We start from the raw sequence: 24,877 nt of genomic DNA on the forward strand, positions 1-24,877 counted from the left end.
TATATATTTTTATAGGTTTTTGATGGATAACTTTCGAGGTTATCCACATTTTTTCTCTTTTATCCTATAAAAACTAAAAAGTCAGTATTTATCTGGTTGGAATAGACTTTTATTTTCACTTATTCACAGGTTATACACAAGTTATTCACAGGAATAATAGATTTTTCCACAGCTTTTACAGTGGTTATACACATTATTCCTAAAGTTATACACATTTATCGCAATAGTTATTCACAAGAGGCACGTTATGCAGTCATTTGATTTAAATAATATATGGGAACATATATTGCTTGAGGCGAAAAAGAATATGCAACATTTACCTGATGCATTGTATTTGCGCGTCACGTCATCGTTGATTCCCATGTCTCTCGAAAGTCATTCGATCCATATTGGGGTCATGCAAACATTTGTAAAAAACTTAATCGACCAGCAGCCGCAGATTAGCAAGGCTTTACAAGATGCGATTACCACGGTCATCGGTTCCCATCGAGATATGGTGTTATTCGATTTTAATCAAGAGAGTATAGATACTAATTTTGTTGATGAAAGTCTCATCGATACGCCAGTTGTAGCACCGCCAATGCCTTTACCACCTATAGTAGAGGAAAAGGCTCATCAAGAGGAATTTTACACACCAGTCTATCAAGATCCTGTCTATATCGACCGCGCGCCAGCGCCTGTGGATATTCCAGACGAACCAATGATAGCGACACCAAAGAAACCGACAGAAACAATGTCAACATTGCAGTCTGATAATGTTCCTGTAGACTTGTCATTATCTAATCTCAATCCGGCGTACCGTTTTGATAACTACGTAACGGGCAACGCCAACCGCATTCCTTTTGGAGCTGCTCAAAATGTAGCTGAATTTCCAGGCGGCGACTACAATCCGCTCTTTATCTACGGTCCATCTGGCCTCGGAAAAACACACTTGATGCATGCCATTGGCAATGCTATCAAGGAAAATCATCCACATATGAAGGTCATGTCCATTACGAGCGAAAACTTTATGAATATTTTCGTCGAAACATTGCAGCGCAACCAAGGTAAATTATTCCGCAACACATTCCGCAATATCGATGTTCTCATGATTGACGATATTCAGTTCCTTGAAAGCCGTGAAAGTACGAAAACTGAGCTATTTAATACATTTAATGAACTATTAAATAACAACAAACAAATCGTGCTTACCTCTGATACTATGCCAAATGATATGGAGCAGTTTGAAGATCGTCTTCGCTCTCGTTTCCAAGCTGGCTACATTGCCACAATGGAAAATCCAGATTTGGAAACGCGCATCGCCATCTTCAGATCACTGCTTGAACGTGAATATAAAAAGAACCGCATTATTCGCATCGATAATGATTCTATTAACTACGTAGCATTGCAATTTAGCGAAAACGTCCGCGTGTTGCAAGGTGCTTTCACTAAACTCATCGGTACAGCGTCCATCGATCAACGTCTAGAATCTATTGACCTAGAATACACAAAACACGCCTTGGCGGGTCTCGTTCACACAGAAGAGGTGAACATAGTTAATATTGAAAGCATCCAGAATTTTGTAAGTTCTTATTTCAATATAAAAAAGCAAGACTTGCTCGGCAAAAAAAGGAAAGCCCAATTCGCATTCCCACGGCAAATCGCCATGTATCTATGCCGCGATATGATCAATGAAAGCTATCCACAAATCGCAGCAGCTTTCTCTCGTGACCATACGACAATTCTCCATGCGTACGATAAAATAACGAAGGAAATTGAAAAAAACGAAGAAACTAAACGAATGGTTGCAGAAATTAAACAGAAATTAACAACCTGTGGATAACTCTGTGGATATATAGTGAATAACTTTGTGGATATCACAAAACTCGCACTTTGGTGTGAATATGTGGATAAGTGGGTACAAACTATTAACATAGTTATGCACAGCTCATAATTCACACAATTATTGGCGCCGATTCACTTTTACACATATAAACAGACCCCTACTATTACTACTACTAAAACTAAGAAACAATTAGAAAAACAGTAGAAACAGATCTATCGTAGAATATATATAGAGCATCTACAATAGTAAATATAGAATATTACAAACAAAACAAGTAATTATTAGTGCTTCTACAATATATAAATCGTAATCACAAGCAACATATATATTAGAAATAATATAGTAGTTAATAATAAAATCCAATTATACAAATTAATATAAAACTTTCAAAAAGGAGTAACATATGCATATTACATTCCCAAAAGCAAATCTTCAAAAAGCAATCAACGTATTGCAAAAGGTATCTCAAAATAAAACAAGTTCCAACTTACCAGGTGCTATTTACATAACTACAAAAAATGGTCAAGTAGAATTGCAAGGTAACGACTTTGAACTTGGTATCCGTTTAACAATTGACGGAGATATCAAAGAACCTGGTACTTTAGTAGTAGGTTCCCGTTATTTCCAAGAATTAATTCGTAAATTACCTGGCGATACTATCGAACTTTACAAACCAGAAGACGGAAATTCTTTGACAATCACATCTGGATCTTCCGAATTTAATCTTGTTACATTACACCCAGATGATTTCTCATTGGTTGAACAAATTCACGACCAAGATCATGTAAACATCGATAGCTTTGCTATGAAAGAACTCATCGATTTAACAAACTACGCAGCAGCTACTGATGAAGATCGTCCTGTTTTTACCGGTGCTCTTCTTGAAATCAATGAAAACGAAGTCACTATGGTTGCTACCGATACACACCGTATGGCTGTTAAAAAAATCACTATCGATGAGCCAGCAACTACTCCAATGCGCGCTATCATTCCTACAAAAACGTTAGCTGAAGTATCTCGTTTATTACCAACAGATAATCCAGCCATGATCAATATCATTTGGAATCGCACACAAATCGTATTTAATTTTGAATCTATTTATATTATTTCTCGCTTAATCGAAGGCACGTATCCTGAATATGAAAAGGTAATTCCTTCCCAATTCGATTCTAGCGCTGTAATCGACCGCCGCGAATTCGCTGGTGCTGTTGATCGCGTATCCTTATTGGCTAAAGACATCAGCTATAACGTAATTCGTTATGATTGGTCTGAAAGCAATGTCACATTGTCTACTCAAAATACTGAAATCGGTATGGCTAAAGAAGACGTAGCTGTTGAATTTAAAGGTACACCTTTTACAATCTCCTTCAATGGTCGTTACATCTCTGATATTTTGCGTCACAGCACAGGCGACAATATCCACTTGTTCTTAAAACAAAATGGTCCTGTTGTCATTCGCCAAGACAATAATCCGAACTATACATACGTAGTAACACCAGTTCGCACGAATGCATAAAAGTAAAAGCAGGGCAGTAGTCAATGGAGGAGCTTGCGACGACAGAGACACTGCATCGCTTTGTTCTGAACGTAAGATTTTCTAGATAACAAAGTTATCTAAGAAAATCCACAGTGAAGAACTGTGCTTTGGGCTCCAACCAAATATAACTTTGGTCGGAACGTGCAATTTTTCGAAGAAAAATGCTCAGCGAGCGACCTGGACTCAGTATGATATATATGCTTATGTTAATTGTCTACTTTAGGAGAACTTTATGAAAGAGAAACAGCAGGTACCCATTCATACGGAGTACATTCAAATTGATCAGTTGTTGAAGTTAGAAGGCATCATTGAAACAGGTGGTCAAATTAAATCTTTCATCGATGAAGGCATCCTTACCTTGAATGGTCAGGTCGTAACGGAAAAACGCAAGAAATGCCGCGTTGGTGATGTAATTTCTTGTGAAGGTCTCGATGTAGACCTCATAATTACACAAGAGGAGGCATAATCGGTGAGAATTGACTCACTGCAATTATTCCAGTTTCGTAATTATAAGGATGTACAGATACAGTTTAACCCTGAGATTATCGTTCTGCACGGCACCAATGGGGCTGGTAAGACGAATATCCTCGAATCGATTTATGTTGGTACGATTGGTAAAAGCCATCGTACTAACGATACATCGGATATGCTCATGTTTAATGCTGAAGAAGCAGGCATAGTTGTAAAATTCGAGAAAAAAGATACGCCTCAAAAGGTAAATATTAAATTATTCCGCCAAGGGGCCAAGGATATTCGTTTAAACGATACAAAAATATCTCAAAAAGAACTGATTGGTACATTAAATACAGTTATCTTTTGTCCTGAAGACTTACAGCTCATTAAGGGGACTCCGTCTGGTCGTAGGCGTTTTCTAGATATGGAAATATCTCAGACCAGCGCTACTTACTATCATCAATTGATGCAGTATAATCGGTTGTTACAGCAACGAAATGCAGTCCTAAAAGAATATAGGGGAAAGAATACTATTCCTCTTGAAGAATGGGATTTGCAGCTAGCAGATATGGCGAGCTTTATCGTAAAGAAACGATTAGAAAGCTTGAAAAAAATCAATCTGCTCATCGATTTGATGAATCGTAAATTGACGGGTGGACTCGAGAATTTAACCATCGGTTATGAACAGCCCTATATGGACAATGGTTCATTAGAATATACAAAGGAAGGCTTTTACGAACGCATCAAAGCAGCGTTGCCGCAAGATCGTCATCGATTGAGCACTAGTGTAGGTCCTCATCGCGATGATTTAAGATTCTTTTCCGATGCTATGGATTTAAAGAAATTTGGATCGCAAGGTCAGCAACGAACCGCTGTATTGTCTTTAAAGTTGAGTGAACTTGAGTTTATCAAGTCAGAGGTAGGAGAATATCCAGTTCTTCTTTTGGATGATGTATTGAGCGAACTTGATGAGTCGAGACGAGTGAATTTATTGCAGTTTATTCATAAACGAATTCAAACATTTATTACCACTACAGATATTCACGATTTTAAAGATTTGAAATCCGTTCAATTTATTTCTTGTGAAGGGGGAAATGTTCAGTATGGACAGCCTTGATCTTTGTTTACCAAAGGCCTTAGCAGAACTGAATTTACTGGAACAATATAAATTGAATACCCTCGTTCACAAGTGGCGTGATGTAGTAGGCGATGTTATTGCTGATCATACGAAAATTGTGTCTATCAAGCCTCCAGACATGGTTATCAGTGCAGATAATTCCATGTGGATGCAGGAATTACAGATGCAAAAACGACGTATCATCGAGGCTATCAACAAGTATTACCGCCAAGAGGTAATCACCGATATTCGATTCATCATGAAACGCCAGAGCTATGTGAAAGTAGAAATTAATACGTCTCTCACGATTCCTGATGAACAGATTATTACAAAACGTATTAATTTTGCTAATATCGTGCTTTCAAAAGAAGATGTAGATGCCATCGATAAATCCTTAGAACAAACGGATAACGAAGAATTACGAGCTGCTTTCAGAAAAGTACAAATTACGGCTCGAAAGCGTGAAATATATTTAGAGCAGCATGGGTATCATCGTTGTAAGCGATGTGGCATGCACATGGAATCTAAAAAAGAAATCTGTCCGACTTGTGAATATGAATTGCATCGAAAACATATTAAGGACATTAAGTCTGTTATTAGAAAGTATCCATACTTTAAATACAGTGACTGTCAGCAATTTATACAGTGTACTTTCCCAGACTTTGCAGAAGCGATGCGGGAATCTATATACTTTTACTTAGATAAGATTTATAAAGGGTCCATCAATCGCCGTCATATGTTTATGGTGGCCATGCTCATCACCCATAAGAAGCCTGATGAGTTGACGGATCAGCATGTTATCAATTTGTGTAATAAATATCGATCAAAGTTCCTTGCTGAAGAGGAACAGCGCAAAATTGATGCTCTTAATGGGACATTAGAAAAGTAGAGGGGGGCATTCTTATGTACGTTCATATTGGAGATACCATTTCTGTGCCCATAGAATCCATCATTACGATGGTGCATGCCAAGGGTGGAAAGTCCCATAAAAGTCCTATTCATCACTATGAAACGCTAGAATATATGGCTATGGTGCCAGAGGAGCAAATCAAGACATATGTGGTCACTGATGCTTGTGTGTATGGATCTGGTATCAGTATTAAGACTTTAATGAGACGGATTGATGAGTTTTATAGTATAATAAAGAGATAAAGTTTAATCCTGTACATGTTTTGTCACTTTATTTCAATCAAGTACAGTATGATAGATTGTTAGGAGGAGTTTGTTTCATGCCTGAACAAAATTATGGCGCTCAGAATATTCAGGTTCTTGAGGGTTTAGACGCGGTGCGTAAACGCCCAGGGATGTATATTGGTAGTACGTCTGCTCGTGGTTTGCATCACCTCGTATACGAAGTTGTAGATAACTCTGTAGACGAAGCGCTTGCTGGTTACGCTACACATATCGAAGTATCCATCAATCCAGATAACAGTGTTACCGTTGTCGATGATGGTCGTGGTATTCCAACAGGAATGCATGAATCTGGTATGTCTGCGGTAGAGCTAGTATTAACGAAATTGCATGCAGGTGGTAAATTCGGCGGTGGCGGCTACAAGGTATCTGGTGGTCTTCATGGCGTAGGTATTTCCGTAGTTAATGCGTTGAGTGAATGGACTAAGGTTCAAGTATCTCAAAATGGCATTGTTCAAGAGATTTCCTTTGCTCGTGGTCATAAAACTTCCGAGTTGCACGAAATCGGCAAGGCTTCAGGAACTGGTACTACAGTTATTTTCAAGCCAGATGCAGAAATCTTTGAAACTACCGTATTCAGCTTTGATACATTGAAAATGCGTTTACAAGAATTGGCATTTCTTAACAAAGGCCTTCGCATTACATTGAGCGATTTGCGCCTAGAGGAACCTCGTGTTGAAAGTTTCCACTATGAAGGTGGTTTGATTTCTTTCATTACCTTCTTGAACGAAAATAAAGAAGCAATTAATCCAACTGTTATCAACATTGAAAATACAAAAGATGACGTTGTGGTAGATGTGGCATTGCAATATAACGATAGCTATAGCGAAAACTTGTTGTCCTTTGTAAATAACATCAATACTATTGATGGTGGTACACATCTATCTGGTTTCCGTGCTGCTTTAACTCGTACCCTCAATGATTATGGCCGTAAATCTGGTTTGATCAAGGAAAATGAGTCCAATCTTTCAGGTGAGGACGTGCGTGAAGGTTTGACGGCTGTCGTATCTGTGAAAGTGTTGGAACCTCAATTTGAAGGCCAAACAAAAACTAAACTTGGCAATAGCGAAGTTAAAGGTATTACAGATGTTATCGTTACAGAAGGTCTTAAAACATTCTTTGAAGAACATCCTCAAGATGCGAAGAAAATCATCGAAAAAGCAACGATGGCAAGCCGTGCTCGAGAGGCCGCTCGTAAAGCCCGCGACTTAACACGCCGTAAAAATGCTTTGGAAGTATCTAGCCTTCCTGGTAAATTGGCGGACTGTTCCGAAAAAGATACATCTATGACTGAAATTTATTTAGTCGAAGGTGATTCTGCAGGCGGTTCTGCAAAACAAGGTCGCGATCGTCGTTACCAAGCAATTTTACCATTGCGTGGTAAAATCCTTAACGTAGAAAAAGCACGCCTCGATAAGATTTTGGCGAATAACGAAATTCGCTCCATGATTACCGCTTTTGGTACAGGTATTGGCGATGAATTCGATATTACAAAATCCCGTTATAACAAGATTATCATCATGACAGATGCGGACGTTGACGGCGCTCACATCCGTACCTTGTTGTTAACATTCTTCTACCGCTATATGAAACCATTGGTAGAGGAAGGTCATATCTATATTGCTCAACCACCTTTGTATCAAATCAAGAAGGGTAAATCTCATTGGTATGTATACTCTGATGCAGAGTTGACTGCTAAACTTGATGAAGTAGGCCGCGATGGTACTACAATCCAACGTTACAAAGGTTTAGGTGAAATGAATCCTGAACAATTATGGGAAACTACGATGAACCCTGAAAATCGTACGATTCTACAAGTTAGCTTAGAAGATTCTATCGAAGCCGATAAAATCTTTACGGTCCTCATGGGTGATAAGGTAGAGCCTCGTCGTAAATTTATTGAAGATAACGCAAAATACGTGCGTAATCTAGATTTGTAAGAGGTGACCCATGTCTGATAATCATAATAATAACGTAGAGTTTACGTCTAACAAAGATCAACACCTAAAACGTTCCCTAAAGGCGCGTCATATGAATATGATCGCTTTGGGTGGTGCTATCGGTACAGGTTTATTCGTTGCTGGTGGTGAAGTCGTAAGTACAGCTGGCCCTGGTGGTGCTCTTGTAGCTTACGGCCTCATCGGTATCATGGTTTATTTCCTTATGACATCTCTTGGGGAAATGGCCACATATTTACCAATTCCAGGTTCCTTTGGGACTTATGCAAAACGCTATGTAGATCCTGCCTTTGGGTTTGCCTTAGGTTGGAACTACTGGTTTAACTGGGCTATTACCTTGGCTGCTGAAGTATTAGCAGGGGCGCTCATCATGAAATATTGGTTTCCTGATGTGCCTGCCATCGTATGGTCTGCTCTGTTTTTGCTCATTTTATTCGGTTTGAACTATTTATCTACTCGTTCCTTTGGTGAAAGTGAATATGTGTTCTCTAGCATCAAGGTGATTACCGTATTTGTATTCCTATTCTGTGGCTTTATGCTTATCTTTGGCATAGGTGGCACATCTCCAGGATTTGCGAACTGGACCGTAGGAGAAGCTCCATTTGTAGGTGGTTGGGAATCTATTCTCGCTATCTTTATGGTGGCAGGATTCTCCTTCCAAGGTACTGAACTGATCGGCGTAGCAGCTGGTGAAGCGGAAGACCCTGAAAAGAACGTGCCAAAAGCGATTAATACAATCTTCTGGCGTATTCTATTGTTCTATATCGGTGCTTTCACGGTTATCGGTTTCTTGATTCCGTATACAGATCCAAATTTGTTGAACTCTAGTGTAGAGAACGTATCTATTTCTCCATTTACACTCGTATTTGACCGCTTTGGTTTTGCCTTTGCTGCTAGCTTTATCAATGCTATTATCTTAACGGCTGTATTGAGTGCTGGTAACTCTGGTTTGTACTCTTCTACGCGTATGCTGTATGCACTCGCTAAGGAAGGTCAAGCACCTCAAATTTTTGCTAAGTTAAATAAACGCGGCGTTCCAGTGCCTGCGTTAATCTTAACGACAGCAATCGGTTTATTTGCATTCCTTACAAGCTTTATTGGCGAAGGTACAGCTTATACATGGATTGTTAATATCTCTGGTTTATGCGGTTTCATCGCATGGGTTGGTATCGCAGTATCTCATTATCGTTTCCGCCGTGCTTTCATTGCTCAAGGAAGAAATCTTAGTGAATTGCCATACAAAGCGTGGTTATTCCCAGTGGGACCAATCTTGGCGTTCATTCTTTGCGTCATCATTATCTGTGGTCAAAACTACTCCGCTTTCACAGGTGATACCATCGACTGGTACGGCGTATCCGTTGCCTATATTGGCTTGCCAATCTTCTTCGCAGTGTACCTTGGTTACAAATATATCAACAAAACTAAAGTTGTGCCGTTGAAAGAAGTTAACCTTGATCGTGACTTCGATAGATAACATATAAAATATATTGTAGTCAATTAGAGAGGATACAATTATGATTATTACTACAACTATGCATATTGAAAATAAACCTGTACAAGAGTACAAAGGTATTGTATTTGGTGAAGTCGTAGAAGGCCGTAATTTTGTGAAAGATTTCATGTCTGGTATTCGAGACATTGTTGGTGGTCGTAGCGGTAGCTATGAAGATTCTTTGATGAATGCGCGCAAAGCAGCTCTCGACGAAATGTCTCAACGAGCTTCTAAATTGGGTGCTAATGCTATTATTGGCGTATCCTTCCAATATAGCACAGTAGGTGCACAAAATGGCATGCTTATGATTACATGCAATGGTACAGCTGTAGTAGTTTAATACAAAAAACCCCCTATAAAAAGTATTAGAAATTTTTATAGGGGGTTTTTGTATTGTGTTTTATCTTATCTTGTCTTGTCTTATGGTATCCTATTTTACCTTATACCAGCTTGCATACATGACAGGTAATACGATGAGTGTTAGAATAGTTGCCACTAGTAGGCCTCCGCTAAAGGCGATAGCCAATGGGCTCCAGAATACAGATCCCATGAGAGGAATCATGCCTAAAATCGCTGCGATAGCGGTGAGCATGATAGGGCGGAAACGAAGTGTAGCGGAGTTGATAATTGCTTCACGAGGTTCTTGGCCTTCTGCCTTGTGGATTTCGATTTGGTCTAACAAGATAATGGAGTTACGGATGATCATACCCGAGAGGGCGATGATTCCTAGAATAGCCATAAAGCCTAACGGTGTTCTCGTAATATTAAGTGCTAATACAACACCGATTAGCCCCAATGGAGCAGTGAGTAGAGCCATTAACATGAGGGCGATACGCTTTAATTGGAACATGAGGATTGTCATGATTACAAAGAGCATAATTGGGATTGGTGTTAATAGCTTTTGAACGGCTGTTTCGCTTTTTTCAGCGGCGCCGTCTAGGTCAATAGAATAGCCTGTAGGCAAGGAATCTCGAATGTCTTGTAATGATTTATAGACCTCTTTTGTTTTTGCATTGCCTAAGACACCGGCTTTTACATTCGCATGAACACTAATAGTTGGCATCATGTTGCGATGCCAGATAATACCATCCTCTTGAGCCATGGTAATAGTTGCAATTTGGCTAAGAGGTACGTAGGAACCATTGCCTGTTTGAATTGGCAAGGATGAAAGAGCACTTAAGTTATGTTGCTCGTTGTCACCTAAACGGAAGGTAACAGGAATGGTTTGGTTCCCTTCGTAGTATTCACCAGACTTAGTACCAGACAATAGACTTTGTAAGTGCAAGGATACAGCGTAGCTATCGATGCCGAGTAAACGTGCCTTGTTTGGATCGATGTGAATATTGGCTACAGGTTCTGTATCTGGCCAGTCAAAGGCGATATTTTGTAAGTCTTTATCGTCTTGCATTTTTGCTTTTACTTGGTTGGCAATTTCTTTTACCACTTTTTGATCAGGGCCAGCAATGCGAAGCATAACTGGATATTTAGATGGTGGGCCAATTTGTACAAATTGAGCATTTACGAGAGCTGAAGGAAATTCTTCATTTAAATAAGATGTTAATTCACCATATAGTTTATCCCGATCCTCTAAGGATTTTGTGACAATCACATATTGTAAGAAATTATCTCGTTGCAATTCTGGCTCTAAGGTGAGAACGAAACGCGGAGAACCTTGTCCAATGTACGAGGTAAAGGTTGAAATACGTTCGTCACCTTGCAAATGTTCATCAATGATTTTTGCTTGGTTAGCAGTATACTCGATGGACGAACTTTGAGGGAATTGCATGGATACAATAATTTCATTACGCGTTGATGATGGGAAAAATTCCTGTTTAATCAACGGTAGTGAAAGCAAGGATAAAGCGAAGGCACCTAGAGTAGCCAATAAGACTACCTTGTGATGTCCTAGTGCCCAATGTAATAGTTTTTCAAACTTATCATAGAAGGTCACATTGAGCTTGTGCATGATACGGTCTCGTTTAGTCCATTCCGATTCCGGCTTTGGAGCCTTGTTTTCAATGATTTTATAACCCAATACAGGGCTGACGAGAACAGAGGCGAACCAAGATAGGATGAGTGCCATAAATACAACAATGGATAAAGATTTTGTAAACTCTGCTACCATACCTTGTGCCAATGCTAATGGCAAGAAGCCTGCACAGGTAATGAGCGTACCAGATAGCATAGGAAATGCTGTAGATTGATAAGCAAAGGTAGCCGATTTAAAGTGGCCCCACCCTTCTTCGAGTTTAACACTCATCATTTCTACAACGATGATGGCATCGTCTACGAGGAGGCCTAAAGCTAGAATTAAGGCACCTAAGCTCACCTTATGTAGATAAATGCCGCTTTCATACATCAAGATGAACGTCGTAGACACAACGACTGGAATGGTAAGGGCTACCACAACACCTGTTCGTAAACCAAGGGATGCAAAGCTTACGAGCAATACGATGGCGATTGCTTCAAATAAGGATTGAGAGAAATCGCCAATAGATTCCTTAACGATATGGGGCTGATTCGATACTTGCTTGAGTTCGAGGCCGGCAGGAATCGTTTTATTCAATTCTGCTAGCTTTTTATCGATGGCTTCACCAAATTCTATATTATTTCCACCTGCATCCATGGAGATAGCAATACCTATAGCCGGCTTGCCTTCGTAGTAGAACTGAGGACTACTAGGGTCTTGGTAGGTCATGGTTACATCGGCCATGTCACCGAGGCGCAACGTTTGGTTATTGATGCGGATTGGCATATCTCGCACCGCTTGAGGGCTATCGAATAGACCGTTGACGCGAAGATATACATTGTTTGTATCCGTTGTAATCACACCAGCTGGAACCATCATACTTTGCTGTTTAAGCGCTGTTAACAGCTGTTGTGTACTGACTTTATAGGATGCGAGTTTATCCTTGTTTATGGTTACATTGAGGGTTTGCTGTTGAACCCCAATGAGGCTGATTTTTTTAACATTAGGAACAGATAAAAGCTGACGCTTTAAGTCTTCTGCTTGTTGACGCTTTTCTTCATAAGAAAATTCATCACCACTAATGGCATAGATAATGCCATATACATCGTCGAACCTGTCGTTGATGGTCGGTCCTTGAACGCCTGCAGGCAATGATTTCCATTCGTCGTTGATCATATTCCGCGCTTCTTCCCAAGCGGGACGAATCTTATCGGATGGCAAATCCTCTCTTAGATTGATATAAATAACGGATTTGCTGCCATCTGTGAAAGATTTTGTATAATCTACACCAGGAAGGTCGCGTAGTTTTTCTTCGAGTTTATCCGTTACCTGATTCGACATTTCTTGTGGAGAAGCCCCCGGCCAAGCAACACCGACCACCATGGTGCGCATCGTAAAATCAGGATCTTCCATGCGTCCCATATGGGTAAATGAGAAAATACCGAAGGTGAGGAGCACAGCCATGAAGTAGTAGATAATGGACTTGTGTTTAAGAGCCCATTCGGCTAAGTTAAATTGTTTCATTGACTAACCGCCGTCCCTTCTTGTAACTGTTGGGTGCCTGCGGTGATGACAATGTCGCCCTTAGCTAAACCAGATGTGACGATGACGGAGTTCTTACCGAATTCACCAGTCTTGATAGGCACGAGATGAGCCTTCTTATCGCGGATGATATAGACCGCATTATTACCGTTAGAGTCTTTCACAAGAGCCGTCAATGGAATAGAAATATTGGTACTATCTGTGGTAGATAGATTAGCATTGACTGTCATGCCTAGTTGTACCTCTTTAGGCGCATTTTGTAAGGTAATTTTTATGGTATACGTTCTGGCTACAGGGTCAGGAACTGGTGAAATTTCACGTATTACACCTTGCACGGTTACATTAGGTAGAGCCCAGAAGGTAATAGTAGCAGGGCTCCCTACATGAATTTTACTCAATTCTTGTTCAGGAAGGGCAATAACTGCTTCTGGGTCGTGGCCGGCCGCTAAGGTACCAACGCTTTGACCGGCTGCTACGACTTGTCCTGCTTCAATATTGAAAGCTGTAATAATACCTGTATCAGGGGCCGTTAAATTAGTATAGCTATTTTGATTGCTGCTCAAATTAAGGCTTGCTTGTGCTTGTTGTAATTGAGCAGATGTGGCATTCAATTGGTTTTCAGCTTGGTCTAATTGCAATTTACTAATCGCTTGTTGTGCATAGAGCTCGCGGTATCGTTTAGCGTTGGTTTCTGCCAATTCGTAGGCTGATTGAGCAGCTTTTACAGCACCTTCAGCATTTTGTACCTGAGCTGATGTGTCTGAACCATTGACTTGAGCAATGACTTGGCCTGCTTGCACTACATCACCAACATTTACAAATTTGTTGATGACACGCCCTCCAATTTGAAAGGCTAAGTTTGTTTCAGTTTTATTATGAATGGTGCCTGCATAGCCAGCATCAGTAGTTCCAGACTCTTCACCTATAGTGATGGTGCGCACCTTGAGACTTGTATCTTCAGGGGGCTTTTCTGATCCACAACCACTTATGATGGCGGTCCCTATTAATAGGGCGCCTATGGTTGCTATGATTCGTTGATTCATAGAATCTCTCCTTTTACTACCATATATAAGTCCTATGAAATACACTATACAAAATGATCATAGGACTTTATATTTTATTGAACTTATTTTAGGATAGCAATTATTTCTAAATTAGCTATTATTTCTATATTAGGTTTAATTATATATTTTATACAATTTAATAATACTATATTTATGTTGAAAGTTCTAGCCTTTATGCAGAAAATAAAAGAATTATATACTTAATGTATATAATTGGTGATAATTTTTTAAAGTAATCTATATATTTTGATAGTATATGTATTACTTATTTTATGGATACAAAAATGTATCAAAAAAGTGAGTCCTCTATTGATTGAGCTGTATCCAAAAATATGTATAATTTCTGGGGTACAGTTCATAGGAAGAGAACTCACTTCTTTAGCTTTTGTCAGCTTTTGTCTATGTATAGTTTGAACTTTATTTTTCTTCTTCTTGTTCTACAATAGGTTCTTCATAGGTTACAAGAATTTTATCAATACGAGTATGATCCATATCGATGACTTCAAAGGTATAGCCATCCCATTTTGCCTTGTCTAATTCTTTTGGAATGCGACCGAAGAGGACGTTTAAGAGACCGCCCATAGTTTTGTACAAATCATCTTCTTCACCTGGTAATTCTTGATCGATGTGAAAGAATTCTTTAAATTCATCTACGTTGAGAAGGCCATCTACGAGCCATGCACCATCGCGTTCGATGATCTTGTTTTCTTCTTCCTTGATTTCTTCTTCACCGGAAGGCATAAGGCCTACGATTTCCTCCATGATGTCATGTAAGGTGACAAGACCAGTAAAACCACCATATTCGTCGAGGATAATTGCTTCATGAACGCCTTCTGTACGTAGAACGTTCAATAATTTCATAAGTGAAATGGATTCAGGAACGAGGACAGGTTCTTTCAAACAAGATTTAATGATATCGTGAATAGAACTTTCACTAGGACGTTGCATAATTTGAACTAATACGTCGGATACGGTAATGAGACCCTTTAATTCATCCAAGGAATCGGTACCTACAGGAATGCGGTAATGGTTGGCATTCTTGAGAACCTCCATGATTTCATCTTCCGTACCGTTAAGATCAATCCATTTGAGCTGTGTACGAGGCGTCATTATATCACCTGCGTTCATATCTGCAAGATGGAAGATATTTTCTACGAGGATAGGTTCTTCCTCTTCGTAAGCACCCATGGCAACGCCTTCGGTAAGCATTTTATTAATTTCAGATTCTGTAACAGGGGCTTCTTCTTTTACAGTAACGCCTAATATTTTTAAGAGGAATTCTGTGGAAATGCCGAGGAAGCTAACGATTGGTTTTAGGGCTACAGAGAGCCAATAAATCGGTTTTGCTACCACCACAGCGATGCCCTCAGGGCTATTTAAGGCTAATCGTTTTGGCACGAGCTCCCCTATAACGAGGGATAAATAAGTGATGATCGCAACGATGAGGAAGGAGCTCACTGAGGCTGCGTACGGCTCAATGCTTGGAATATTAGCAGTTAATATTTCTTCTAAAGGACCAGAGAAGGTGGCACCAGAATACAAGCCAGTTAAAATACCAACGAGGGTAATGCCAATTTGAATCGTGGAGAACATATCATTTGGGTTCTCTGCCAATTCAAAGGCCTTTTTCGCGCGTTCATTGCCTGCTTCAGCTAATTCTTCAAGCTTACGTTTTTTAGCGTTTACGATGGCTAACTCCGTCATAGAGAATAAACCATTCGCGATGATTAATACGATGATAATTATAAAATCTAAGGTCAGATCACTGTCCATGTAAGTAGATACTCCTTTTTAATGACATATAATTCTGCACATGAGAATAATAGAAATATTACTCCTAGTATACCATATCGGCATTAATAAGTGTTTTTAGCACAGAAAAAGGGGGGGTGCTGCTTTCATTTTTCTTTTTGTACTCATTAAATGCTACAAAAATATGTATTTCCTTTGTTGTCTACTATAATATGATTGATTTTAATTTGTAACTAGTACCCTAATAAGGGTATAGTATGTATAGAAATTAAGATTAGTATTAAATTTTAGGTCATATAATTGGGGCTTCATGATAGGATTACATAGATGGCAATAGAGCAAGAATGGGAAAATGTATTACAAATTAAAACAGCAGGCCGCGACGATAGTCGTTCCGATACGGAGCATCATCCGTATGAGCCGACGGATTATTGCGTGTTGGAGCGTTTGGCAAATAGTGGTCATATTCGCAAGAAACATACCCTTATTGACTATGGCAGTGGCAAGGGTAGAGTTAGTATTTTCATGGCTTACCAAACGGGCTGTCATTCTATAGGCATCGAATATGATGAACGGCTATATGAAAAGGCTTTGATTAATGGTGAAAGTCCAGCAGCGCGCCATCGCGTGTCTTTTGTGCACGGTGATGCGGCTCTCTACGAGTTACCTGAGCAGGCTGATCGATGTTTTTTCTTTAATCCCTTTGCCCTCCATACGATTAAGCGGGTATTAGGGAATGTATTTGATTCGCTATATTATAACCCTCGGGAGATTAAGTTATTTTTCTACTATGTTAATGAAGAGGTGGAGAACTTTTTAAATAACCATGTGCGCTTGGAACAAGAGGAACCTATTGATTGTAGTGATCTCTTTGAAGCAAGCGATGCAAAAGAACGAATTCTCGTCTATTCAGTTAACTTGTTTTAGTGCAGTAATTTAAGACCTTTATGTAACAATTTGATATATTTTGATGTAACAGTTAAAAATCCGATGGATGCAATAAATATTAGACTGATGCGATAAATATTAAACTAATCAATAAATATTGGATTGATGTAACAAATAAATATAAGACTTTAATATAGTAAGTTTATATATGAATATAATGTATATAAACTTGATTAAATAACCTCGGTTTGAATAGTGCTTTAGTAGTATGAAATGCATACTATTTGGAACGTATTCAAATTGAGGTTTTATTCTATTTTTAAGGAACTTTTACACATATTATTAAGGAAAAAGCAGATAAATTCTGCTATAATAATATATTAGAGATTATAAAATTAATTTATTTTTATGGTTCTATACATTGATTCGTATACGCTAATGTAGCGGATAGGACTGAGTGTATTGAATACAGGAGGTGCATATGGAACTCATCGATACAATGTTGATTGAACGCATTCGTAAAGCTTTAATTAAACGATATGACCGAGATCAACAGATTCAACAAATGATTGAAGAAATTGGTGCAGAGGAAGGCCTTAATGAGTCCGAATTGGCTATCGTTTACCAAGCTTATTTAGAGGTAAAGGAACGGGTGTATTATACATCTTCTCTCGTTGATTTGTGGAATCAAATTGAAGATGTTCAAAAACGTATGGCCTTATTGCATTCTTACGAATCTTTAGAAGAAGATTTATTTGGCGATGTGCTAGGTGACGATAAGGAAGATATTGTCATTTCTAATACATCTGGACTTGGCAAGGGTGCTAGTCACAGTGATGATGCATATGCTATGGAACAGATACAATTATCTGACGTTCCTGTGCATCATGATTCTACGGTGGGTATGAATCATATTAAATTGAATGAATTAAAATCTATAGGTGGTCTCTTTACTGGTTTTGGTGAAAGCTCCGGTAAGGAAATGGCAGATTTTGAAGATACTGCGATTGAGCACCTTGATGTAAAACCATTAGAAGGCGTTGAAAGCTTAGCAATTCATCATTTAGATGAAAATGAAGAGTTAAATGTAGATAGTCTTGATGAATTTTCGAAAGATAAGAAATCAGAGGAAGCTAAAGTGGATGATGAGGATATGTCGTCTATCGATCCATACACGGCGGTGAATGCTTTGTTATTTGGTAAAGCCGGTTTAGAATCTGATAAAACAAATAAGAAGATGGAAAAGCTTCTTAAAAAGAAATTAAAACGCGTTGACGATGAATGGGCGCGTATCAACGGTTCTGAGGACAAGAAATCTAAGGACGATAAAAAATCCAAGGAAGAGAAGAAATCTAAGAAAGATAAGAAGTCTAAAGAAGATAAGAAAGATAAAAAACACAAGAAGCATAAAGAAGATAAGCTTTATAAAGCCGAAGAAAAGTTAAAGAAAAAGAAAGACAAGGCTGAAAAGAAGCTTAAAATCTTAAACGATAAGTTAAAAACAGTCTTCTTAGCGGATACTTTCAAGAAAAAAGATAAGAAGAAAGACAAGAAAAAGGATCAAAAATCCAAAAAAGATGAATCCGCAAAAAAGCAGAATCGATAGTTTCCGTATGGAATAGTAAGGTCTCTGAAAAGATGGCCAAGGAGAGTGCTAGTGCGAAAAAATCAGCAGGTGCTGAGACTATCGACCGTGGATGCGGTAAATGCAAACGATGTAAAGGGCCTAAATGTAAGAAATATCCAAGATAATTGATAGTTATGTAATTACTAGAATATTACGTAACATATTACGTAGAATATGTGTACCATATATATGTAGTTTATGATATTTTATTAATCATTTAGGCAGTATAGTTAGGTAGTTTTGTTATGCATGTAACAATATAGTTATTTTTCTAACATACTAGTTAGGTTATCAGTTAGGCTGATAGTTAAGTTTAGTGTTAGGTTAATAATTAGAGTTATAGGATACAACAGTTAGGGGTTAATGATGAATCGATGGCAGCGATTATTTGAAGGTATACGAACAGAGATTAAGGTATTTATCTTTTTCTCTGCTTTGTTGACTGCATTTAGAATCGTGTTTCTTGCAGTATTTCAATCACAACTAGCTTCCGTGACGATGGAGAATATCCTCACGTCCTTATGGCTAGGCTTTAGATTGAGTCTCAAGACCGTCGGTTCTTTGTGTTTACTGGGCTTTTTAGGGGGTACGTTGGTGCATACCTTTGTACCCAAATGGCCGTCATTGCGCATTAAACAGGTCCTCTATTCCATTGCGACTATACTGTTGACATTCCTATTTCTGGGACGCATTCCGTTCTATAAAATCTTCAATTCCTCTTATAATGCGATGCTCATCAATGGCAAAAACGATGATATCGGCGCCATTGTAAATACAGCAATCAACGAATATAATGCCCTCATGTACATCATTGGGGCCGTTGTATTGAGCGCAGCTCTTTGTTGGTTCCTCGTTCGTTTCTTAGGATGGGGTGCAAAGAAATATAGTGACTATGCTGATGATCTAAGGAATGGTGATGATGCGGATAGTCTAAGAAATAGTGACTATGCAGATAATCAACGACTTTGTACTACTTGGTATCCTAAGACAAAGAAAACACAATGGATGACGGGCATTGGGTTGACTGTCGCTATTGGCGTACTAGGTCTATTCTTTAGATTTGGCGGTGCTTTCAGCTATACGAACTCCATCAACTGGGAAAGTGCGGCTCGCCTCAGCTCCAATCTGTTGAATGAAAATATCCTCGACGATGTGCAGGCTCTCTATCGTGTTAAAAGCATTGCTAAACGGACGGCTGAGCTTGAGGTTATTAACTTAACGCCTCAAGAACTAAACGAAAAAATCACTGCCGTTGGTGGTAAGTTTAACGGTACAAATTTTGACGGCTCTTTTACGAGAACCATTACGACACAACGATTAGCGGATCAACCGCAGTCCATAAACCTCGTTCTTGGAGAATCCTATGGCTTGTGGCCGTTTCTCGCTGAATATAACGAGCCTGGTGCGTACCTCGTTGAACAAGGTCGTAAATACGCTGCCAGCCCTCAAGCGATGAGCACACAGCTAGCCCTCGCCCAAGGTACAGGCACGATGCCGGCCATCAATGGTTTGTTGACGGGGATGCCTGACACAGGGTTATATCCTAACTATGAAGGTGAAAGTTTCAAAGAGCCTTATGGTTTAGGTATTGGTCCTGTTATGAAAAAGCTAGGCTACAAGACTGTATTTTGGTATGGTGGCTTTAGTACTTGGCAAAACGTTAAGAACTTTGCTTTATCTCAAGGCTTCGATGAATTCCACGATGCTTCAGAAATGCCAAGCGAAGACGGCAACGCTTGGGGTGTAGGCGATAAATATTTATTTAAAGCTATTTCTGCCTACATGGATCAACATAGAGGGGAAAAAATTCTCAATGTTATCATGACTACTTCTAATCATCCACCGTATAGCATCAATGTCGCTAAGGAAGGCTACGATGTGAATAAGGTAAAAGGTCATTTGCCAGATTCTATCGAAGAAAACGATAAGCAATTGAACGAAATGGGCCATATTTGGTACGCAGACCACGTAATGGGTGATTTTATCGCTCGCGAAGAAATAGCAGATCCTTCTGCACTCTTCGTCATTACAGGTGACCATAGCGAACGCTTTAACTTTGCTCGTGAAGTAGGCCCTAATGTGGCATCTACTATTCCTATTATTTTTTATGGTCGCGGCATTCATAAAGATTGGCTTGCGCCTAATGCGTTCGGCATGAGCATTCAAATCATTCCAACCTTGGCGGAATTAATAGGCCGACCAGGTCAAACCTATGAAGCGATGGTACCAAGTTTGTTTACACAAGAGAAATTTGTATTTAATCATAGACTATATCTCGATAAAAATGGCAAAGTGTTAGAACAAAGTGCGAGCATGCCTCAATCCTATGGCGATATGATTAAAAACATGCGCGAACTTGCGGCGTGGCGTATTAAACATGGAAATAACATTAAATAAGGGATATTTATCTAATGATATAGTTAGAACAAGCTATATGAGTTTAAGAATTTGTAGAAACTAATTTGGCTAGTGCATGTTTAAGAGGAGCATGGAATGGAGTTAATTTCGGTCATTGTACCCGTCTATAATGTGGAATCTTATGTTGCAGAATGTATTGAGTCCATTCAAAACCAAACGTATATGAATTTGGAAATCATTTTAGTAAATGATGGTTCTACAGATGCTAGTGGTGATATTTGCGATAAGTATGCAGCCTATGATGAGCGAATACAGGTCATTCACAAAGAGAATGCTGGAGTTAGTGCTGCTCGTAATACGGGGATAGAATCGGCTAATGGTGACTATATTGGCTTTGTAGACTCAGATGATTACATTGCACCTACTATGTATGAAGATATGTTAAAGCTCATGGCAGAACATGATTTAGATATCATAGAATGCACTGCTTTCAGAAATAATGGTGACACCAATATCGAAGGGTGCAATGACGGGTCATTAGAAATTTTTAATCGAGATGAAGCGCTAAAAATGGCTATGTACGATTGTTTTGTTGCTGTATGGAGTCAATTGTATAAGCGAAGAGTTATCAGCGATGTGCGTTTCCCTGTAGGCCGAAAATTTGAAGATTCTGCTGTATCTTATTTATTTATCGCTAATACAAAACGGGTGGGTCATATTAATCGCTGTTTGTATTATTATCGACTTAATCCTAATTCAACTACTCAAACTTCTTTTGATGCTAAATCTCGATGGGATTTTGTGCTCGGTTACGAGGAACGCTTGCAATATGCTATAGATCATCAATTACCATATGTTGATGATTGCAATAGTTTATTGATGAAAGCCGTATTATCCTGTTTAACGGCTTACTATGCAAAGCCAACGGGTAATCAAGTGTATTACGATAAGTGCAAAAAAATGATTGAAACTTATCGTAATGATGCATCCTACAAGCTATTAAATTCTAAATATAAGCTCTTTTTATGGTCCTTTGGCCGTGCCGATTGGATTCATAAAATAGGTGCTCGTTTATCGTACTTAGCAAAACAAGTACGTTCGTAATTGAAAGGTGAAACTATGGCAACTGTATCTGTAATAATCTTAGCGAGAAATGAAGAACACAATATTCATGACTGCATTGAGTCTGTGCAGTTTGCCAATGAAGTTTTAGTTATCGATGATTTCAGTACCGATGATACTGCAAAAATTGCTGAAGAAATGGGTGCTCGTGTTGTGCAACACGCCATGAATGGCGATTGGGGTGCACAACAAACCTTTGGCATTGAACAAGCGAAATCTGATTGGATTTTATTCCTTGATGCGGATGAGCGCATTTCTGAGCCTCTAGCGAAAGAAATTCAAGCTATCGTTGTAAACGAACCTAATAAAGCGTATTGGATTCAACGGCGCAATAAATTCCATCATAACCACGCTACACATGGTGTATTGCGTCCAGACTATGTGCTTCGCCTCATGCCTAAAGAGGGTAGTTATGTAGAAGGCTACGTGCATCCTGCGATTATTACGCCATATCCAACAGAAAAATTACAACATCCGATGTACCATTATACCTACGATAATTGGCATCAATATTTCAATAAATTCAACAATTATACCACATTATCTGCTGAAAAATATCGTGATAATGGTAAAAGCTGTTCTTTTATCAAGGATATAATTCTGCGTCCTACCTGGGCTTTCATCAAGGTGTACTTCTTACAAGGCGGTATTCTCGATGGGAAGATGGGCTTTATTTTGTCCGTTAATCACTACTTTTACACGATGACTAAATACGTAAAGTTTTACTATTTACTAAAATCCAAGGGTAAATTGTAATAGAGGGAGCATTATGTTAGGCAATTTTGGAAAACATTGGCATATAGGCCGTACTATATATGGCAAGCGCACATGGCGTGAAACGAGACGAACCTTCTTACATACAATGCGCTCTTGTCGTCATGACTCAACGGTTACGGAATTTGAAAACTTCTTTAAATCTTATACTCCAGATCCAAAGCTGTTGGAAAAACATCCTAGTCTCTATGAATTGATGAGTCGTATGTTTTTGATTAAAAACTCTACGCCACAATGGCGTTTGGAGGCACTTCGTCAGCATTTTACCATATTACAAGAGGTGTTTACGGATGAAGCGATTCAGCTCATGTATGTAGACGAAGCGGAGTTTGATTATTTCGATAAAAAACGGGGTATTACCCTTTGGAGTTCCGATGAGCTCGATATGTCTGCTCATCTATATTACGAGCCGGGACAACGTAAGGAAGGCTTCTTGACGGTTATGCTCTTGCTCGAAGATAAGGGCGTATACCATTCAAATATTCGCTTTGCTAAAGGCCATAACGGAGAGAGAACTCTTGTTATCGGTACTATTCAAGGTTATAAAGATGGTCTTGAGCGAGCTAAGAAGATTACGAAAAAGATGTATGGTTACCGTCCGAAGAACTTCATTACCTTCTTGATTCGTGAAATCGCTCATGCTGCGCAAGTAGAATCCATACTTGCCGTATCTGATGAAGGCTTCTATGCAAATTCACATATGGTGCGCGGCAATAAATCAAAGGTGGCTATATTAGATACCTTGTGGGAGGATATCGGCGGTACCGTATTGGAATCTGATCCAAATTACTTTACTATTCCACTTGAAGAAGAACGCAAACCTATGGAAGAGATTAAATCACAAAAACGTAGCCAATATCGCAATCGTTATGCTCTTTTAGATGAGTATGAGGCTATGATTCAAGAAAACATAAAACCGTACGTAAAGGCCTAGAGGTGTGCTATGCGCGTAGCAATTTTAGAAAGTATTGTCATGCCTGCTGGTCATGAGGTGGAATTTGATCGTATTCTCATCAACGAATTAAAGCGTCAAGGTCATGAGCCAGTACTATTAGTACCGCAAAACTTTCCATTTAAAGTAGATTATGGAGTAGATATAGTGTACTTGGAAGGTGGAGAGGTAGTGACCTATGCGGGAGCGTCTAAGTGGAAGAAGCCGTTTTTATCCATTTTACGAGAACGCCGTCGCCGTAGTTGGTTCACATCAGCAGCAGAAAAAATTAAAGAATATAATATAGATGCTTTAATCATTCCTACGGGGACATATCGCTATATTAAAGCTTTGTTAGACACGCCGTTAAAGGACAGTAAGGCAGTAGTACATGTTATCTTTCATGGCATTGGCAAGGGAGAAATGGATCGCTTTATTAAGCAAGCTCATCGTGCTAATGCGTATAGAAACGTGTACCTCGATGTTATCTCTTTGCGCGATGATATGTTGCGACCTGATTTACCGAGAGTTCGTAAAATCTTGCCTCCTGTGTTCTTGCCATCTAGTGAATTGAGTGGAGAACAGAAGAATAGTGATACGCAAGATAATGTTAATATAGAAGACCAAAAAGTTCCGAATTCTACAACTTGTATAGGTGCTAATTTGGAAACCTCTATATCAGCAAATAAACCGATAAAATTAGGTTTCTTTGGTCAGTTTAGAAAAGAGAAAAATATTGAGCGCTTTATAGATGCCTTTGTATCGCTTAATTATGATGACTCGGTACAACTCGTCGTTCAAGGGGCAACGGTAAAGCCTGAAGATGGGGCTTTATTTGAGTCTATTATCAAGAAATATAGCCAGTATAATAATATTAAGTTCATTCATGCCAGTCTGATTGGAAAAGACTGGGATACAGCCTTATTGAGTGTAGATGCTTTATTATTGCCGTATGGAGCAGAGCGATATCGCTATCACTGGGCAGCTATGTTGTTCACTGCTATTGGCTTTCACAAGCCTGTTCTTATATCTCCAGAGATCAATCCAGAGGTATTAGAACAGTATTCTATTGGGGAATTTTTAAATTTAGATGATGTACATTCCATCAGACAGGGGATTCAAGAGTTTGTAGAGAATTTACAGCATCATAAAGAGCAATATAATCAGGGGTTAATAGATGCAAATGAGGACTACAGTCACCGTGCATTAATTAAATCCATCATACATGTATAAGGGGTACTATGTAAGGTTTGTAGTTTATATGTAAGGGAGAATTA

General features: G+C 39.0%; 19 protein-coding genes. 16 read left to right on the top strand and 3 right to left on the bottom strand.

Annotated features, from left to right (window positions below):
* Window positions 1-247: 247 nt before the first annotated feature.
* The 9 genes from dnaA to VPAR_RS00050 all read left to right on the top strand — a co-directional run bounded on the left by dnaA (window position 248) and on the right by VPAR_RS00050 (window position 9,913).
* Entirely contained in the window at window positions 248-1,822 is a 1,575-nt protein-coding gene (gene dnaA, locus VPAR_RS00010) for a chromosomal replication initiator protein DnaA (protein WP_012863613.1), read from the top strand.
* Between the two features lie 406 nt (window positions 1,823-2,228).
* Window positions 2,229-3,341, top strand: coding sequence for a DNA polymerase III subunit beta (gene dnaN / locus VPAR_RS00015; protein WP_012863614.1), 1,113 nt, complete (start codon window positions 2,229-2,231; stop codon window positions 3,339-3,341).
* A 253-nt stretch (window positions 3,342-3,594) separates the two neighbouring features.
* Window positions 3,595-3,828, top strand: a complete 234-nt coding sequence (locus VPAR_RS00020; RefSeq protein ID WP_012863615.1) for an RNA-binding S4 domain-containing protein — start codon at window positions 3,595-3,597, stop codon at window positions 3,826-3,828.
* Between the two features lie 3 nt (window positions 3,829-3,831).
* Window positions 3,832-4,932, top strand: a complete 1,101-nt coding sequence (gene recF / locus VPAR_RS00025) for a DNA replication/repair protein RecF (RefSeq protein ID WP_012863616.1) — start codon at window positions 3,832-3,834, stop codon at window positions 4,930-4,932.
* Window positions 4,919-5,821 carry a DciA family protein gene (locus tag VPAR_RS00030; RefSeq protein ID WP_012863617.1) on the top strand — a complete coding sequence of 301 codons (903 nt, stop codon included), beginning with the start codon at window positions 4,919-4,921 and terminating at the stop codon, window positions 5,819-5,821. The genes recF and VPAR_RS00030 overlap by 14 nt, the downstream gene beginning before the upstream one ends.
* Window positions 5,822-5,835: 14 nt before the next feature.
* Window positions 5,836-6,084 carry a hypothetical protein gene (locus VPAR_RS00035; protein ID WP_012863618.1) on the top strand — a complete coding sequence of 83 codons (249 nt, stop codon included), beginning with the start codon at window positions 5,836-5,838 and terminating at the stop codon, window positions 6,082-6,084.
* A 77-nt stretch (window positions 6,085-6,161) separates the two neighbouring features.
* Window positions 6,162-8,063 (top strand): DNA topoisomerase (ATP-hydrolyzing) subunit B, encoded by a 1,902-nt coding sequence (gyrB, locus tag VPAR_RS00040; RefSeq protein ID WP_012863619.1) that lies wholly within the window; start codon window positions 6,162-6,164, stop codon window positions 8,061-8,063.
* Between the two features lie 10 nt (window positions 8,064-8,073).
* Complete coding sequence (locus tag VPAR_RS00045; RefSeq protein ID WP_012863620.1) at window positions 8,074-9,555, top strand: amino acid permease; 1,482 nt, start codon at window positions 8,074-8,076, stop codon at window positions 9,553-9,555.
* A gap of 40 nt (window positions 9,556-9,595) precedes the next feature.
* Window positions 9,596-9,913, top strand: a complete 318-nt coding sequence (locus VPAR_RS00050) for a YbjQ family protein (RefSeq protein WP_004692937.1) — start codon at window positions 9,596-9,598, stop codon at window positions 9,911-9,913.
* 90 nt (window positions 9,914-10,003) lie between these two features.
* On the opposite strand, the gene VPAR_RS00055 is transcribed toward VPAR_RS00050, so the two are convergent.
* From VPAR_RS00055 to VPAR_RS00065, 3 genes are all read right to left on the bottom strand, one after another.
* On the bottom strand, window positions 10,004-13,066 hold the full coding sequence (locus VPAR_RS00055; RefSeq protein ID WP_012863621.1) for an efflux RND transporter permease subunit: 3,063 nt from the start codon (window positions 13,064-13,066) through the stop codon (window positions 10,004-10,006).
* Entirely contained in the window at window positions 13,063-14,127 is a 1,065-nt protein-coding gene (locus VPAR_RS00060; RefSeq protein ID WP_012863622.1) for an efflux RND transporter periplasmic adaptor subunit, read from the bottom strand. The genes VPAR_RS00055 and VPAR_RS00060 overlap by 4 nt, the downstream gene beginning before the upstream one ends.
* Before the next feature lie 438 nt (window positions 14,128-14,565).
* Window positions 14,566-15,921: a hemolysin family protein gene (locus tag VPAR_RS00065; RefSeq protein WP_012863623.1), complete on the bottom strand. Its 1,356-nt coding sequence runs from the start codon at window positions 15,919-15,921 to the stop codon at window positions 14,566-14,568.
* Between the two features lie 306 nt (window positions 15,922-16,227).
* Between VPAR_RS00065 and VPAR_RS00070 the strand changes: the two genes are divergently transcribed.
* The 7 genes from VPAR_RS00070 to VPAR_RS00100 all read left to right on the top strand — a co-directional run bounded on the left by VPAR_RS00070 (window position 16,228) and on the right by VPAR_RS00100 (window position 24,833).
* A complete protein-coding gene (locus VPAR_RS00070) occupies window positions 16,228-16,827 on the top strand; it encodes a class I SAM-dependent methyltransferase (RefSeq protein WP_012863624.1) in 600 nt (199 codons plus the stop codon).
* Between the two features lie 442 nt (window positions 16,828-17,269).
* Complete coding sequence (locus VPAR_RS00075) at window positions 17,270-18,394, top strand: hypothetical protein (RefSeq protein WP_012863625.1); 1,125 nt, start codon at window positions 17,270-17,272, stop codon at window positions 18,392-18,394.
* 384 nt (window positions 18,395-18,778) lie between these two features.
* On the top strand, window positions 18,779-20,812 hold the full coding sequence (locus VPAR_RS00080; RefSeq protein ID WP_012863626.1) for an LTA synthase family protein: 2,034 nt from the start codon (window positions 18,779-18,781) through the stop codon (window positions 20,810-20,812).
* A gap of 96 nt (window positions 20,813-20,908) precedes the next feature.
* Window positions 20,909-21,877 carry a glycosyltransferase gene (locus VPAR_RS00085; protein WP_012863627.1) on the top strand — a complete coding sequence of 323 codons (969 nt, stop codon included), beginning with the start codon at window positions 20,909-20,911 and terminating at the stop codon, window positions 21,875-21,877.
* A 15-nt stretch (window positions 21,878-21,892) separates the two neighbouring features.
* Entirely contained in the window at window positions 21,893-22,651 is a 759-nt protein-coding gene (locus VPAR_RS00090; RefSeq protein WP_012863628.1) for a glycosyltransferase family 2 protein, read from the top strand.
* A gap of 13 nt (window positions 22,652-22,664) precedes the next feature.
* Window positions 22,665-23,603, top strand: a complete 939-nt coding sequence (locus VPAR_RS00095; protein ID WP_012863629.1) for a VirK/YbjX family protein — start codon at window positions 22,665-22,667, stop codon at window positions 23,601-23,603.
* Between the two features lie 9 nt (window positions 23,604-23,612).
* Entirely contained in the window at window positions 23,613-24,833 is a 1,221-nt protein-coding gene (locus VPAR_RS00100; RefSeq protein WP_012863630.1) for a glycosyltransferase, read from the top strand.
* Window positions 24,834-24,877: the final 44 nt, after the last annotated feature.

Origin of the sequence: Veillonella parvula DSM 2008 (assembly GCF_000024945.1) — a bacterium.
Taxonomy (GTDB): domain Bacteria; phylum Bacillota; class Negativicutes; order Veillonellales; family Veillonellaceae; genus Veillonella; species Veillonella parvula.

Excerpts from the sequence above, each read along its gene's own strand:
- VPAR_RS00090 (WP_012863628.1), top strand. The coding sequence starts at position 21,893 with ATGGCAACTGTATCTGTAATAATCTTAGCGAGAAATGAAGAACACAAT.
- VPAR_RS00035 (WP_012863618.1), top strand. The coding sequence starts at position 5,836 with ATGTACGTTCATATTGGAGATACCATTTCTGTGCCCATAGAATCCATC.
- VPAR_RS00060 (WP_012863622.1), bottom strand. The coding sequence starts at position 14,127 with ATGAATCAACGAATCATAGCAACCATAGGCGCCCTATTAATAGGGACC.
- VPAR_RS00085 (WP_012863627.1), top strand. The coding sequence starts at position 20,909 with ATGGAGTTAATTTCGGTCATTGTACCCGTCTATAATGTGGAATCTTAT.
- VPAR_RS00075 (WP_012863625.1), top strand. The coding sequence starts at position 17,270 with ATGGAACTCATCGATACAATGTTGATTGAACGCATTCGTAAAGCTTTA.
- VPAR_RS00045 (WP_012863620.1), top strand. The coding sequence starts at position 8,074 with ATGTCTGATAATCATAATAATAACGTAGAGTTTACGTCTAACAAAGAT.
- VPAR_RS00080 (WP_012863626.1), top strand. The coding sequence starts at position 18,779 with ATGATGAATCGATGGCAGCGATTATTTGAAGGTATACGAACAGAGATT.
- gyrB (WP_012863619.1), top strand. The coding sequence starts at position 6,162 with ATGCCTGAACAAAATTATGGCGCTCAGAATATTCAGGTTCTTGAGGGT.
- VPAR_RS00065 (WP_012863623.1), bottom strand. The coding sequence starts at position 15,921 with ATGGACAGTGATCTGACCTTAGATTTTATAATTATCATCGTATTAATC.
- VPAR_RS00100 (WP_012863630.1), top strand. The coding sequence starts at position 23,613 with ATGCGCGTAGCAATTTTAGAAAGTATTGTCATGCCTGCTGGTCATGAG.
- VPAR_RS00055 (WP_012863621.1), bottom strand. The coding sequence starts at position 13,066 with ATGAAACAATTTAACTTAGCCGAATGGGCTCTTAAACACAAGTCCATT.
- VPAR_RS00095 (WP_012863629.1), top strand. The coding sequence starts at position 22,665 with ATGTTAGGCAATTTTGGAAAACATTGGCATATAGGCCGTACTATATAT.
- VPAR_RS00070 (WP_012863624.1), top strand. The coding sequence starts at position 16,228 with ATGGCAATAGAGCAAGAATGGGAAAATGTATTACAAATTAAAACAGCA.
- VPAR_RS00050 (WP_004692937.1), top strand. The coding sequence starts at position 9,596 with ATGATTATTACTACAACTATGCATATTGAAAATAAACCTGTACAAGAG.
- dnaA (WP_012863613.1), top strand. The coding sequence starts at position 248 with ATGCAGTCATTTGATTTAAATAATATATGGGAACATATATTGCTTGAG.
- VPAR_RS00020 (WP_012863615.1), top strand. The coding sequence starts at position 3,595 with ATGAAAGAGAAACAGCAGGTACCCATTCATACGGAGTACATTCAAATT.
- VPAR_RS00030 (WP_012863617.1), top strand. The coding sequence starts at position 4,919 with ATGGACAGCCTTGATCTTTGTTTACCAAAGGCCTTAGCAGAACTGAAT.
- dnaN (WP_012863614.1), top strand. The coding sequence starts at position 2,229 with ATGCATATTACATTCCCAAAAGCAAATCTTCAAAAAGCAATCAACGTA.